Origin of the sequence: Micromonospora sp. DT41, assembly GCF_049841715.1 — a bacterium.
Lineage (GTDB): Bacteria > Actinomycetota > Actinomycetes > Mycobacteriales > Micromonosporaceae > Micromonospora > Micromonospora profundi.
The window spans coordinates 226701-239868 of record NZ_JBNCKU010000003.1; the positions used below are offsets into that span (position 1 = coordinate 226701).

At 72.7% G+C, this 13168-nt stretch carries 14 protein-coding genes; 9 read left to right on the plus strand and 5 right to left on the minus strand.

The window, feature by feature from the left end; translation table 11 throughout:
- Positions 1-32 precede the first annotated feature (32 nt).
- From nagA to ACLQ23_RS07420, 3 genes are all read right to left on the minus strand, one after another.
- The gene (nagA, locus tag ACLQ23_RS07410) at positions 33-1142 is read right to left on the minus strand and encodes an N-acetylglucosamine-6-phosphate deacetylase (RefSeq protein ID WP_425880471.1); all 1110 of its coding nucleotides are present in this window, start codon (positions 1140-1142) and stop codon (positions 33-35) included.
- Positions 1139-2095, minus strand: coding sequence for an ROK family protein (locus ACLQ23_RS07415; RefSeq protein WP_425880472.1), 957 nt, complete (start codon positions 2093-2095; stop codon positions 1139-1141). Before ACLQ23_RS07415 ends, nagA begins: the two co-directional genes overlap by 4 nt.
- Positions 2096-2268: 173 nt before the next feature.
- Complete coding sequence (locus ACLQ23_RS07420; RefSeq protein ID WP_425880473.1) at positions 2269-3198, minus strand: SIS domain-containing protein; 930 nt, start codon at positions 3196-3198, stop codon at positions 2269-2271.
- A gap of 196 nt (positions 3199-3394) precedes the next feature.
- Here ACLQ23_RS07420 and ACLQ23_RS07425 point away from each other — a divergent pair, with 196 nt between their 5' ends.
- The 9 genes from ACLQ23_RS07425 to ACLQ23_RS07465 all read left to right on the plus strand — a co-directional run bounded on the left by ACLQ23_RS07425 (position 3395) and on the right by ACLQ23_RS07465 (position 10289).
- Entirely contained in the window at positions 3395-4180 is a 786-nt protein-coding gene (locus ACLQ23_RS07425; RefSeq protein ID WP_053654382.1) for a DeoR/GlpR family DNA-binding transcription regulator, read from the plus strand.
- Between the two features lie 120 nt (positions 4181-4300).
- Positions 4301-5311 carry an ABC transporter ATP-binding protein gene (locus ACLQ23_RS07430; RefSeq protein ID WP_425880474.1) on the plus strand — a complete coding sequence of 337 codons (1011 nt, stop codon included), beginning with the start codon at positions 4301-4303 and terminating at the stop codon, positions 5309-5311.
- The gene (locus tag ACLQ23_RS07435) at positions 5308-6324 is read left to right on the plus strand and encodes an ABC transporter permease subunit (RefSeq protein ID WP_355630397.1); all 1017 of its coding nucleotides are present in this window, start codon (positions 5308-5310) and stop codon (positions 6322-6324) included. Before ACLQ23_RS07430 ends, ACLQ23_RS07435 begins: the two co-directional genes overlap by 4 nt.
- A 121-nt stretch (positions 6325-6445) precedes the next feature.
- On the plus strand, positions 6446-6871 hold the full coding sequence (locus tag ACLQ23_RS07440; RefSeq protein ID WP_355589836.1) for a DUF3263 domain-containing protein: 426 nt from the start codon (positions 6446-6448) through the stop codon (positions 6869-6871).
- A gap of 189 nt (positions 6872-7060) precedes the next feature.
- Complete coding sequence (locus ACLQ23_RS07445; RefSeq protein ID WP_355630400.1) at positions 7061-7705, plus strand: hypothetical protein; 645 nt, start codon at positions 7061-7063, stop codon at positions 7703-7705.
- Positions 7702-8097, plus strand: coding sequence for a phage holin family protein (locus tag ACLQ23_RS07450; protein WP_355589830.1), 396 nt, complete (start codon positions 7702-7704; stop codon positions 8095-8097). Before ACLQ23_RS07445 ends, ACLQ23_RS07450 begins: the two co-directional genes overlap by 4 nt.
- A gap of 23 nt (positions 8098-8120) precedes the next feature.
- Positions 8121-8774, plus strand: coding sequence for a DUF3618 domain-containing protein (locus ACLQ23_RS07455; protein ID WP_355630403.1), 654 nt, complete (start codon positions 8121-8123; stop codon positions 8772-8774).
- On the plus strand, positions 8743-9639 hold the full coding sequence (locus ACLQ23_RS07460) for a hypothetical protein (RefSeq protein WP_355589824.1): 897 nt from the start codon (positions 8743-8745) through the stop codon (positions 9637-9639). The genes ACLQ23_RS07455 and ACLQ23_RS07460 overlap by 32 nt, the downstream gene beginning before the upstream one ends.
- A gap of 140 nt (positions 9640-9779) precedes the next feature.
- Complete coding sequence (locus ACLQ23_RS07465) at positions 9780-10289, plus strand: GNAT family N-acetyltransferase (protein WP_306273322.1); 510 nt, start codon at positions 9780-9782, stop codon at positions 10287-10289.
- A gap of 51 nt (positions 10290-10340) precedes the next feature.
- Here the strand turns inward: ACLQ23_RS07465 and ACLQ23_RS07470 are convergent, their stop codons facing one another.
- Together ACLQ23_RS07470 and ACLQ23_RS07475 are read right to left on the minus strand one after the other, a co-directional pair.
- Positions 10341-12578, minus strand: a complete 2238-nt coding sequence (locus ACLQ23_RS07470) for an AAA family ATPase (protein ID WP_355589821.1) — start codon at positions 12576-12578, stop codon at positions 10341-10343.
- A gap of 36 nt (positions 12579-12614) precedes the next feature.
- Positions 12615-13148, minus strand: a complete 534-nt coding sequence (locus ACLQ23_RS07475) for a hypothetical protein (RefSeq protein WP_355589819.1) — start codon at positions 13146-13148, stop codon at positions 12615-12617.
- Between the last annotated feature and the right edge of the window lie 20 nt (positions 13149-13168).

Genomic DNA, 13168 nt, shown 5'->3' on the forward strand with positions numbered 1-13168 from the left:
CTGTTCGCGGCAGGCAGCACCCGCGTCGGCGATCACTCCACCCAGGAGCCGCCGCGCAGCACGCGCACCACGTTCAGGTCATCGTCGAGCACCACCAGGTCGGCACGGAGGCCGACCTGAAGGGCACCCACCCGGTCGCCGAGACCGATGGCGCGGGCCGGCGTGGTGGCCACCATCCGGGCGGCGTCCGCCATCGGGATGCCGGCGTCCACCGCGTGCCGCAGCGCCGCGTCCATCGTCAGCGTGCTGCCGGCGATCGCGCCGTCACGGGCGAGCCGGGCCACCCCGTCGGTCACGGTGACGGCCTGGCCGCCCAGCTCGTACTCGCCGTCGGCCATTCCGGCTGCGGCCATCGCGTCGGTGATCAGCGCTGCCCGGTCGGGGCCGGCGGTCGTCGTGGCGAACGTCAACATTCCGTCGTGCAGGTGCACCCCGTCGGCGACCAGCTCGCAGATCACCGTTGGCGCTTCGAGCAGCGCCACCACCGGGCCGGGCTCACGGTGGTGCACCGGCCGCATCCCGTTGAACAGGTGGGTGCCGACGCTCGCGCCCGCGGCGATCGCGGCGCGGGTCTGCTCGTACGTGGCGTCGGTGTGGCCCACGGCGGCCACCACCCGCGCGGCGGTGAGCAGCTTGATCGCCTCCAGCGCGCCGTCGCGCTCCGGGGCGAGGGTGACCATCCGGACCGTGCCGTGACCCAGCTCGATCAGCTCGGCCAGCTCGTCGGTGGAGGGGTCGCGCAGGTGCTCCGGGTTCTGCGCGCCGCAGCGGGCGTCCGAGAGGTACGGGCCCTCGAAGTGGACACCTGCCAGCACGCCCTCCTCGACAAGGGGTGCGAACGCCTCGGTGGCCGCCCGCATCACCGGAAACGGCGAGCTGACCAGGCTGGCCAGCAGGGTGGTGGTGCCATGTCTCAGGTGGAACCCGGCCGCCGCACGGGCCTGGTCGGCGTCGCCCGTGGTGAAGGTGTGCCCGCCACCGCCGTGCGTGTGCATGTCGACGAAACCCGGCAGGATCCAGTGCCCGTCCCGGACCGACGGGTACTCGGCCACGGCGGTGATCCGCTCACCGTCCCACTCGACGCAGCCCTGCCGGATCACACCGGTCGGGGTCACCACCCGGCCGTTCACCCGTACCGTCATCGTTCCTCCTGAGGGTCACCGACGCCTGCGGCGTCCAGGGCTAACAGGGCGGCACCGAGGCAGCCCGCCTCGTCGCCGAGAGCCGCCACCACCAGTCGCGGCTCCCGGTGAAAGGTCAAACGCTCGCGCAACGCCACCCGCAGCGGGTCGAGGAGCAGATCCCCGGCCTGGGCCAGGCCACCGCCGAGCACTATCGTCGCCACGTCGAACAGCGCCTGACCGGTGGCCAGGCCGTCGGCGAGCGCCTCGACCGCCTCCCGCCAGACCTGCGCGGCGAGCGGCTCGCCGGCCGTAGCCCGCTCGACCACCCCCGCCGCCGTCACCTCGGGCGTTCCACCGGCCAACTCCGCATACCGGCGGCCGATCGCGGAGGCCGAGGCCAACGCCTCCAGACAGCCCGGCCGGCCGCAGCCGCAGCGCGGGCCGTCGGGGCGTACCAGGATGTGGCCGATCTCGCCGGCGGCGCCGTGCGCGCCGGTAGCAGCCACACCGTCGACGACGTGGGCGGCGGCGATGCCTGTGCCGATCGCCACGAAGAGCACGTGGCCGGTGCCGCGCCCGGCGCCGAGCCGCGCCTCGGCCAGGCCACCGACGCGCACGTCGTGACCGAGCGCCGTGGGCAGGCCGAGCCGCATCGCCACAAGATCCCGCAGCGGTACGTCCCGGAAGCCCACATTCGCCGACCACACAGCGACCCCACGCGCCTCGTCGACGACCCCCGGCACGGCGACGCCCGCCGCGACAGGGGTGAGCCCGTCGGCGCGCGCCTTGGCGGCCAGCCCGTCGGCGACGTCGAGGATTGTGGCGACCACTGCGGACGGGCCGCGCCCGGCGTCGGTGGGGTGCCGCTCGGCGCGGACCACGACGCCATCCGGCCGGACCAGCGCGCACTTCATGCCGGTACCGCCGACGTCCAACGCAACGACCACCCGGTCGGCGACGCCGTCGGTCACGGTGTCAGCCCGGTTCGCGACTGCGGGGCTCGCAAACCCGGCTCACTCCTCGCGCTCACGGCGCTATCTTGGTTCGCGACTGCGGGGCTCGCAAACCCGGCTCACTCCTCGCGCTCACGGTGCCACCTCGGTTCGCGACTGCGGGGCTCGCAAACCCGGCTCACTCCTCGCGCTCACGCCAACACCACGGACCGGGTGAGGTGCCGGGGCGCGTCCGGGTCGAGGCCGCGGCTTGTCGCCAGCGCGACGGCGAAGCGCTGGGCCAGGATCAGGTCGGCCATCGGATCGACAGGCGTACGACCAGCCGACCAACTGCCGAGCACAGTGCGCCAGCCGTGCGTACGGCTGTGCACGAAGGCCGCGCCGGTGGCCGCAACGTCCTCGGGCAGCCCGTCGGGCAGCTCGCCGAAGGCCCAGACCAGGCGGCCGGGGCCGGCGATCGAGATGGGCCCGTGGCGGTAGTCCATTGCCGGGTACGCCTCGGCCCAGAAGGTGGCCGCCTCGCGGCACTTCAGGGCGGCCTCCTGGGCCAGCCCGACCGTCCACCCCCGACCGAGGAAGGTGGCCTGCTCGATGGTTGTCGGGTCGATCGGCAGCGGGGAGCGCACCGCCACTTCGGCGTCGGCGGCGAGCGCGGTCACCGGGTCGCCGAGGTGGGCGCGCAGCAGGGCCAGAGCGGTGGTCGCGAAGCGGGTCTGCACTACCGACCGCTCGTCGGCGAAGGGCATCGTCACCGCGGCGGTGGCCAGGTCGACCGCCGGGGACGCCGGGTCGCCGACGATGACTGTGGTGGGGGTGACCCCGCGCAACGCGGCGAGCAGCTCCAGCACCTCCGTGGTGGTGCCGGAGCGGGTGATGGCGATCAGCCGGTCGTAGCGGCGGCCGGCGGGGAACTCGGACGCCTGGAACGCGTCGGTCTCGCCCTGGCCGCTCTGCTCGCGGCGGGCGGCGTACGCCATCGCCATGAACCACGACGTGCCGCAACCGACGACGGCGACCCGCTCGCCGGGGCGCGGAAGGTCGCCGTGTACGACGCCGGACAGCCGGGCCGCTTCCCGCCAGCAGTCGGGTTGGCTCGCGATCTCCGCGTCCACGTACGTCATGGGAAACTCCCTCGCAGCCGAGCTGTGCGCAATACGGCTCGTTACATCCGTATTTCGCGCGTCATTCTGCGCGAACCGGGGTGGCTGTGGCAACCGGCCGGCCGTTCGCGCAGGTCTGTCTTTTGCGCCCACCTAGTTTCGCGCACTAGTGTGCACGCAATCAATCACCGTTCGTGCAGTCAGTGGAGGGCCCTCGGTGGACCGGTACGCCAGATGGAACGCCCTGCTCGAGATGCTCACCGACAACGGCCGGGTAAGCGTCGAGGCGGCAGCCGAGCGGCTGGACGTCTCCCAGGCCACCATCCGGCGTGACTTCGACCAGCTCGCCCAGCAGCAGATGATCACCCGCACGCGGGGTGGCGCGGTCGCCAACGGGGTCTCGTACGACCTGCCGTTGCGCTACAAGACGGCGAAGCACTCGGCGGAGAAGCAGCGGATAGGCGCCGCTGCCGCCGCACTCGTCACGCCCGGCACCGTGGTCGGCCTGAACGGTGGCACCACGAGCACCGAGGTGGCCCGGGCGCTCGCCGTACGGCCGGACCTGAACACCAGCGCGGAGGGCGCCCAGCTCACAGTGGTGACCAACGCGCTGAACATCGCCAACGAGCTGCTCGTGCGGTCCCGGATGAAGGTGGTGGTGGCCGGCGGGGTGGTGCGCCCGAAGTCGTTCGAACTGGTCGGCCCGCTGGGTGGGGCGCTGCTGCGCGAGGTCACGCTTGACGTCGCGTTGCTGGGCGTCGACGCGATCGACCCGCAGCTCGGCGCGGCTGCCCACCACGAGGGGGAGGCCGCCATGAACAACCTGATGGTGGCCCGCGCCAAGCGAGTGGTGATCATCGCGGACTCGTCAAAGCTGGGTGGTCACGCCTTCGCCCGGATCTGTCCGGTCGAGCGGGTCGAGACCCTGGTCACCGACTCCGGTGCCGCACCCGAGGTGGTGGACGCCTTCCGGGCGGCGGGAGTGCAGGTCGTCTGCGCCTGAGCAGTCACGCTCCGTCAATGGAATACATCGATCGGCGCGTCGATGCATACCGGGTATTGCGCGCGCCTGCATACCGCGTATGGTGTCGGCTGTCACGCCCACCATCGGGGGAGGTGCAGCTTGCCAGCTGTCCTGGAGATCGAAGGTCTACGTAAGACGTACAAGAGTCGTCGACGAGGCACCCGCAACGCGCTCGACGGCTTCGACATGCGGGTCGAGGCAGGGCAGGTGCACGGCTTCCTCGGCCCCAACGGGTCCGGTAAGACGACTACCCTGCGCACACTGCTCGGCCTGATCCGGCCCGACGGTGGCCGGATGGCGTTGCTCGGTCACGAGGTGCCCCACGCGCTGTCCACAGTCGCCAGCCAGGTCGGGGCGATCGTCGAGAGCCCGCAGTTCTTCCCGCACTTCACGGCCCGCGACACGCTGTCCCTGCTGGCCGGCGCGGGCGAGGTGCCCGCCGTCCGCGTGGACGAGGCACTGGAGATGGTCGGGCTGCGCGACCGGGCCGGCGAGCGGGTCAAGACGTACTCGCTTGGAATGAAGCAGCGGCTCGCCGTCGCCTCCGCCCTGCTGAAGGACCCGAAGCTGCTCATCCTCGACGAGCCGGCGAACGGCCTCGACCCGGGCGGCATCCGCGAGATGCGCACGCTGATGCGGACACTCGCCGAACACGGCATGACGGTGGTGCTGTCCAGCCACATCCTCGGCGAGATCCAGCTGATCTGCGACTCGGTCACCATCATCTCGCTCGGGCGGCGGGTCGCCTTCGGCCCGGTCGACGAGGTGCTCGCACAGCACTCGTCCGGGGGAGTCCGGGTCCGGCTGGAGGCGGTGAGCGACCTGCCGGCGGCCAACGACGCGCTCACCCGGGCCGGCGTCCGGGTCACCGCACACCCGGACCACCTGATGCTGGCCGGCGTCGACAAGCCGGCAACCGTCACACGTCTGCTCGCCGAGCAGCACCTATACGTCAGCGAGCTGGCTCCGATCGCGGTCGACTTGGAGAGCGTCTTCCTGGAACTCACCGCCACCGCGCCGGTCCCCGGTCAGAACCGGCAGGTCGACCAGTCCACAAAGGTCGGTGGGACGGGCCAGCCCGGCGCCGCCGCAGGAGGGTGGGGCGCGTGAGCCTCTATCGTACGGAGCTGCGCCGGCTCGCCAAGCGGCGCTTCACCCGCTACATGTCGCTGCTCGGCCTGCTGGTGCTGGCCGCGGTGGTGGTCGGTGTCTTCTTCACCAACCAGAAGATCGACGCCGCTCAGCTCGCCAAGGCCGAGCGTCAGGCCGACCAGCAGCACCAGGAGCAGGTGCGCTGGAGCGAGCAGGAGCGTGTCGAGTGCGAGCGGGCCAAGGCGGCCGGCACACCGAACGACGGCCGCTACCCCGCCGACTGCTCGGTGATCACGGCGCCGAGCCGCGACCAGATCGAGGCGAAGTGGTTCCTGCCCTCGACCTTCAACTTCCGCGAGACGTTCGACGAGACGCTGGTTCCGTTCGCGGCGATCCTCGCGCTTGTCGGGTTCGTGATCGGCGCGTCCTTCATCGGCGCCGAGTGGAGCACCGGCGGCATGATGAACCTGCTGCTCTGGAGACCGAAGCGGCTCACCGTACTGCTCACCAAGCTGGCCGCGCTGCTCACCGGCGTCCTGGCGGTGACGCTGCCCGCCGCGGTGCTCTGGTTCGCCGGGTTCTGGGCGGTAGCGACATTCCGCGGCAGCACCGAGAAGATGACCTCCGGAGCCTGGCAGTCGTTCGCCCTGACCGGGTTGCGCGGCGTGGCCCTGGTGCTGGTCATCACCACCATCGGATTCGCGCTGGCCTCGCTCGGCCGGCACACGGCGATGGCCCTCGGTGGTGTCGTCGCGCTCATGGTGGTCGGCCAGTTCGGGCTGGGCATCCTGCTGTCGATGGCGAGCGTACGGTTCGCCGAGGCGTGGCTGCTGCCCACGTACGCGTTGGCGTGGATGACCAAGAAGATCACCCTGGAGGACTGGAACTCCTGCAACGCGAACTACTACGGCGAGTGCAACCCGGCCACCATGGACATCACCTGGCAGCAGTCGTCTGTGCTGTTCTCGGTCGGCGTCGTGGTGATCCTCGGCGCGGCGCTCTGGGCGATGCGGCGGCGCGACATCTCCTGACCGGCGTCAGCCCGACAGGCGACGACAGCGGCGGGGCCGGTCCGGCCGTCGGTCATCCGACGAGCGGGGCCGGCCGTGCCGGCTGCTGCGACCTTGGTCGTCCCTGGTTAGGCTGAACGTCATGCCCGCCGACGCCTCCCCGGCCGCCCCCGAGCCGTCCATCGACGCTCGTCCGGGCGACACGACCGGCGTCGGCTCGCCGAGCGTTCCGACGCCCCGGCCGGCGCCACAGGTCGAGAGCACCGACGACGCCGGGCTGGACGACGACATTGGGCTGGACGACGAGCTTGCGGCCGAACCGGCCGAACCGGCCGCTGCGGGACTGACCGCGCGGGAGCTGGCGATCCTCGCCTTCGAGCAGCAGTGGTGGCGGCACGCCGGTGCCAAGGAGCAGGCCGTCCGGGACACGTTCGGGCTCTCCTCGACGCGCTACTACCAGCTGCTCAACGGGCTGTTGGACAATCCGGCCGCGCTCGCGGCCGACCCCGTGCTGATCGGCCGGCTCCGCCGGCTGCGCTCGTCACGCGCCCGTAACCGCCGCCGCTGAGCGGAAATCCGTCCTCCGCGCGCGCCCCGAAGCGGCCGTCGCGCCCGTACCGACAATGCCCTGTTGAGTACGGCGTCCCCGGTGCCCGGTCCGCCGCAGTCGGCCAAAGCATGTCGCCAGGCCCGACGGGTAGGCACCGGGGACACCGAGCCGCTGCTCAGCGGCTGCGGTCCGACGGGGGGAGGGATCATGACGGGTGCCAACCCGAGCCGGCCATCGCAAGGTGCGACCGGCAGGGCCCAACAGGCACGGCAGGAGGCGTCCCAGGTCGGGCACCAGGCTGCCCAGGCCAGCGGCCAGGTTGCCCACACCGCCGCCGAGCAGGGTGGGCAGGTGGCCGCCGAGGCGCGTCAACAGGCCCGGCACCTGACCGGAGAAGCCACCGACCAGCTTCGGGAACAGGCCCGGTCGCAGCAGCAGCGGGCCGTCGACGGTCTACGCGACCTGGGACAAGGGTTCCACTCCATGGCCGAACGGGACGGCGACTCCGGGCTGGCCGGGCAGGCGGTCCGGCGGGCAGCCGACGCCGCCGAACGCGCCGCCGGTTGGCTCGACGGACGGGAGCCCGGTGAGGTGCTTGACGACGTGCGGACGTACGCCCGGCAGCATCCCGGCACCTTTCTCGCTGGCGCGGCGGTGGCCGGGCTGCTGGTCGGACGGCTGACCCGAAGCCTGACCGGCGGTGGCAGCAGCGTGGCGATGTCCAGCGGGCCACCACCACAGGGCGAGACAGCCGGCGCGCGACCGCAGCCGTACAGCGGGATGGCTCGGGCGCAGAACGTCTCGCCGCCTGGCCAGCCGGAACGGGACGTGCCGGGTGGGGTGGCACCGTGAGCGCCCCGGAGAAGGAGCGGACCCAGGCGTCCGTCGGCGACCTGATGGGTGACGTGACCAGGGATCTCTCCACGCTGGTGCGCAAGGAGATCGAACTGGCCAAGGCCGAACTCCGCGAGGAGGCCACCCAGGCCGGCAAGGCGGGAGGCATGTTCGGCGGGGCGGGGCTGGCCGGGTTCCTGGCCGTGCTGTTCGTGTCGTACGCCGTCTGGTGGGGTCTGTCCAACACGATGGACGAGGGCTGGGCCGCGCTGATCGTCGCGATCATCTGGGGCGTCATCGCTGGTGGCCTCTTCGTCAACGCGCGGAACCAGGCGCGCCAGTTGCGTGCCGTGCTGCCACGGACGAAGCAGAGCGCGCAGGAGATGCCGGACGCCCTGCGGGGCCGGTGACCACGTCGCGAGGGGAGCAGGTCATGTCGAATGATCCGGATCGGATCCGGCGGGAGATCGAGACGACCCGCAACGAGTTGAGCAACGATATCGACGCGTTGACCGACAAGATGAACCCGCGTCGGATCGCCGGTGACCGCGTGGGCGAGGCGCGTGGCGCGTTCACCCGAGCGAAGGAGAAGGTGATGGGCAGCACGAGCCACAACCGTCAGCAGTCCAGCGAACGGATGTCGCACATGGCCAATTCGGTGCGCGACGAGGCCCGGTCGTTGGGGCACCAGTCGCAGGGTGCGGTCTACTCGGCACGCAACGAGGCGCGGTCACTCGGGCGGCAGTCCCGTGAGCAGGCGCAGGGAAATCCACTCGCGGCAGGTCTGGTCGCCTTCGGAGTCGGGCTGCTGGCCGCGTCCCTGGTCCCGCCGAGCGGGCGGGAGCGGCAGTTGGCCGGACGGGCCCGCGACATGGTGAGCGAACACTCCGATCAGCTGCGCGACCAGGCGAGCCAGGTTGGCCACCAGGTCCGGGACAACCTGCGGGAGCCGGCGCAGCAGGCGGCACAGTCGGTGCGGTCCACCGCCGAGCAGGGGATGTCCGAGGTCCGGGAGCAGGGCCGGTCCGCCGCCGGGAAGGTGCAGGGGCAGACGCATGCGGCCGTCGACGACCTCCGGCACCGGTGACCCGGTCGGCCGGGCGGGGACCGCGCCGATGATGCGGGTCCGCACCGCGTCCGCGCCGGCCCCCGGCCGCGAGGTCAACGAGGATCTTGCGTTCCAGGTCGGCCCGCTTGTCGGCGTCCTGGACGGCGCGACAGTGCCGGACGGCTTCGACACCGGATGCGTGCACGGGCCGGAGTGGTACGTCCGGCACCTGGCCGCCCGGATCGCGGTGGCCGAGGCGGTACGCCCGGCGGCCCGGCTGACGAGCAACCTGGCCGCCGCCATCCTCGCCGTCCGCGCCGACCACGGCGGGCAGTGCGACCTCGACCACCCTGGTACGCCGTCCAGCACCGTGTGCCTGCTGCGGGACCGTGGTGACCAGGTGGACTACCTGGTGCTCTGCGACAGCCCGCTTGTGCTCGACGAAGGCGGTCACATCAGGGTGGTGACCGACGACCGGCTGGAGGTGGCGATGACCGAGCTGCGGCAGATGGTCGCGACCGTACCGGCCGGGCCGGCGGACCCGGTCACCCGGTTCCGGCACGCGGTGGGCGTCCAGCGGGAGCGGATGAACCGTACCCACGGCTACTGGGTCGCGGCGGCCGACCCGGATGCTGCGTTCCACGCGGTGACCGGGACGGTGCCCCGGCGCGGCCCGGGGGCGCTGCGCCGGGCGGCGCTGCTCAGCGACGGCGCGTCCAGCGCGGTCGAGCAGTTCGGGTTGACCGACTGGCCGGGGTTGCTGGACGAGTTGAGCGCCGACGGGCCGGCGGCGCTCATCGACCGGGTCCGGGCCGCCGAGCGCGACCACGCCGACCGGCTACGCCGGCACAAGGCGACCGACGACGCCTCGGTGGTGTTCTGCGAGTTCGAGTCCGCCGTCTGAATCCCTGTCACCTCGAAGGGCGGCAACGGAGCGTGAGGAGGAACACCCCGAGCGCCCGACCGGCCGGTACCGGTGACCGGACCGCCAGTGCAAGGCCAATGGGGTGGACTTCAGCCGATGGGAACGGCAGACTGCGGCACGTGCCAGGTGCGGTCCGGCTGGAGCCGGTGGACGAGCGGAACCTTGAGTCGTTGCTCTCAGTAGCGGCTGCTGAAGCCGAACCCGATGACGTGATGCCCCCGGTCGAGGCGCCCGCCGGCTGGTCGCTCGCCCGTCGGGAAGCGTTCCGCAACTACCACCGGGGAAGCTTCGGCGGTCTGGACGGCCCGACCGGCTCGCAGATGTACGCCGTCACCGTCGGCGGCGAGGTGCTGGGCATGATCAGGATGACTCGCTGTGACGAGCCGGGCACGGTGGAGGCCGGGATGTGGCTCGGCAGGTCCGCGCGCGGGCAGGGGATCGGCGCCGCCGCCCTGCGCGGGCTGCTCATCGCCGCGGCCGGGGCCGGCATGCGAAATGTGGTGGCCGAGACGACCCCTGACAACGCCGGCGCGATAGCGGTCCTTCAGAAGTGCGGTGCGACGCTGCGCGAGGCCGGCGGCAAGGTGCACGCCGAGATCTGCCTCGACTCTACGCCGCCCGCGCGCTGAAGCTCTACGTCGTCCGCGCCCTGAAGCTCGTCTGACCGGTCGCCGAGCCGGTCAGCCCCGCTCGGCGGCGTACTTGGCGAGCCATTCCACCTGAGCCGGGTCCAGCGACGGGCGGACCCGTTCCCGCGCGATGGCCACGTGCGCGGCGGTGACTGTGGCGGCGGCAAGCGACTCCCGCATCGCCGCGAGCGCCGCCTCCCGGACCAGCGCCGCGCAGTCTGCCGCCGAGAAGCCGGTCAATTCCTCGCCGAGGGAGGCCAGGTCGACGTCCGGTGCCAGCGGTACGTGTCGGGACGCGGCCCGCAGGATCTCCGCGCGGGCCTCCGCGTCCGGTGGCGGCACGTAGACAAGCCGCCCCAACCGGCCCGGCCGCAGCAGCGCCGGGTCGACCAGGTCCGGCCGGTTCGTCGCGCCGATGACCACCACGTTGCGCAGGGTCTCCACCCCGTCCAGTTCGGTGAGCAGGGCGGCGACCACCCGATCGGTCGTGCCCCCGTCGGTGGCCTGCCCGCGTACCGGTGCCAGCGCGTCCATCTCGTCCAGGAAGATCAGCGTCGGCGCCGCCTCCCGGGCACGGCGGAACAGCTCACGTACGGCCCGTTCGCTCTCACCCACCCACTTGGAGAGCAGTTCCGCGCCCTTGACCGACAGCACGTTCGCCCGCCCCGATCCGGCCAGAGCCGTCACCAGGTACGTCTTGCCGCAGCCGGGCGGGCCGTAGAGCAGCACACCGCGGGGCGGCTGCACGCCGAGCCGGGCGAAGGTGTCCGGGTAGGTGAGCGGCCAGAGCACCGACTCGGTCAACGTCTGCTTGACCTCGTCGAGCCCACCCACGTCGTCGAGCGTCACCGAGGCCAACTCCAGGGTCGACGCGGCCATCGTCGTGGGCCGTACCACCTCCAGGGCGGCGGTGAAGTCGGCCATCGACACGGTAGGAGTCTGGGCGGACTTCTGCCGCAGCGCGGCGCGTACCCCGGCCTCCCGGACCAGCGCGGCCAGGTCCGCCGCGACGAACCCGGGGGTACGCCCGGCCACCTCGTCGAGCCGGACGTCGTCGGCGAGCGGCACCTGCCGGGTCAGGACGCCGAGCTGCTCGCGGCGCAGGGCGGGGTCGGGAAGCGGGATGCTGATCCGCAGCGACAGCAGGTCGGGTGCGCGCAGCGCCGGGTCGACAGCCTCCGGTCGGCTTGTGGTGCAGACCACTGCGACGCCGGCCCGGACGCTCTCCGCGAGCACCTGCCGGAACACAGTGGCCAGCGGGCCGGGTTCGTCCGCCGGGGCCAGCGCCTCCAGGTCGGTGACGAGCAGCACCGCCGGCCCGTCGGCGCGGGCAGCCGTCGCCACGGACCGCAGCCGGTCGGCGGCGGCCTGGTTGCTCAGCGCTGCCACCTCGGGCGCCCACAGCGGGTGTACGCGCGCACCGACCTTTGCCGCGACGGCCCGGACCAGCGCCGACTTGCCGGAGCCGGCCGGCCCGCCGAGCAGCACACCGAGCGAGATCGTGGTGCCCAACCGGCCCAGCACCTCCCGATGGTGGAAGCCGAGATCCAGGAGTTCGGTCAGCTCCTCGGCCTGGGCTCGCAGCCCCGGCAACTCGTCGACGTCGGGCGCGTCGTCCACGTCGTCCGTCTCCGGCGCGAGGGTGGCGTCACGCCGGGCGGCCGGGCTGGCGTCGGCCGGAGCGGAGGAACGGCCGGCGGTCGGGCCGTGGGTGGCCCGGCCGTACTCCCAGCCGACCTGCGTGTCCATGGTGACCAGCGACCCGGCGGACGGCTCGACGGCGACAACGGTGAGCAGGGTGCTGGTCCAGGCGAACCCGATCGTTGTGGACAGGCTGCGGCGGGCCGCCTCGACCAGGCTGCGCACCGAGGCGTCCGGCAGCACGTCCTGCGGCAGCAGCGACACGTCGTCGCCGACCGTGAGCACCTTGCCCAACAGGGCCAGCCGGAGCATCTCCGGACTGACCGCCGCGACCACCTCCACAGGCCCGGCCAGTGTGACCCGGCCCGCCGGGGTCAACGGCAGCGGCGACACCCGCACCTGACCGCCGTCGCGCAGCCCGAGGTTGCCGAGCGTCAGGTCATCGGCGTACAGCAGGGCACTGCTCGCGCCCGCGTCGGCCGCCGCGACGATCCCGGCGGTCTCCCGGCGGCCGGCCAGCCGGACCGGGTCACCGGGGCGTAACCCCAGCGCGGTCAGCGCCTCCGGGTGCAGCCGTACGATGCCCCGTCGGGCGTCCAGCGCCGCGGGCCGCAGGCTCGCGATCAGAGTCAGGTCGGGTTGCGCCACCGCCCGACCGTAGCCGCCGTCGGCCAGCCGTGGCGATCAGCGCCCCGGATCCACCTCGTCCAGCAGCGTCGGATCGCGCCGGATCAACTCTGCCAGGCGGGCCGCCGGGTCCGGCGTCAACCCGTGTGGGCCGGGTGTCCAGGCCGCCACCGTCCGACCGGACAGCGGCCAGGACGGTGGCGGCTCCACCGGTGCCACAGCAGGTGCCGCCGGTGCCGGACCGACAGTGACGTCTTGGCCGTCCCAGTCGACCCGCAGCGGGTACGTCCGGCCGTCGTGCTCGACGTGGACCGTCACCGCCAGCCCCGGGTGGGCGCTTACGACCTCGCGTACCGCCTCGGCCACCGCCTCGACCGGCCCCCATCCGGCGGCGTCGGCGGGTTCGTCCCGCCCAGCGTGTCGCGCGTCATGGCGGCCCGACCCGCTGGTGTCGACCCGGCCACCCGGGCCGTGCTCCGGGCCACCCGCCGGACGCGGCGTCGAGGTGTCGTCACGGTCACTGGTCCTGCGGCGCAGCGCCTCCTCGCGCCGGGCCAGCCGGGCCAGCGTCTCGCCAAGGTCGCCCCTCACCCGATCACCCCTTCCCGCCA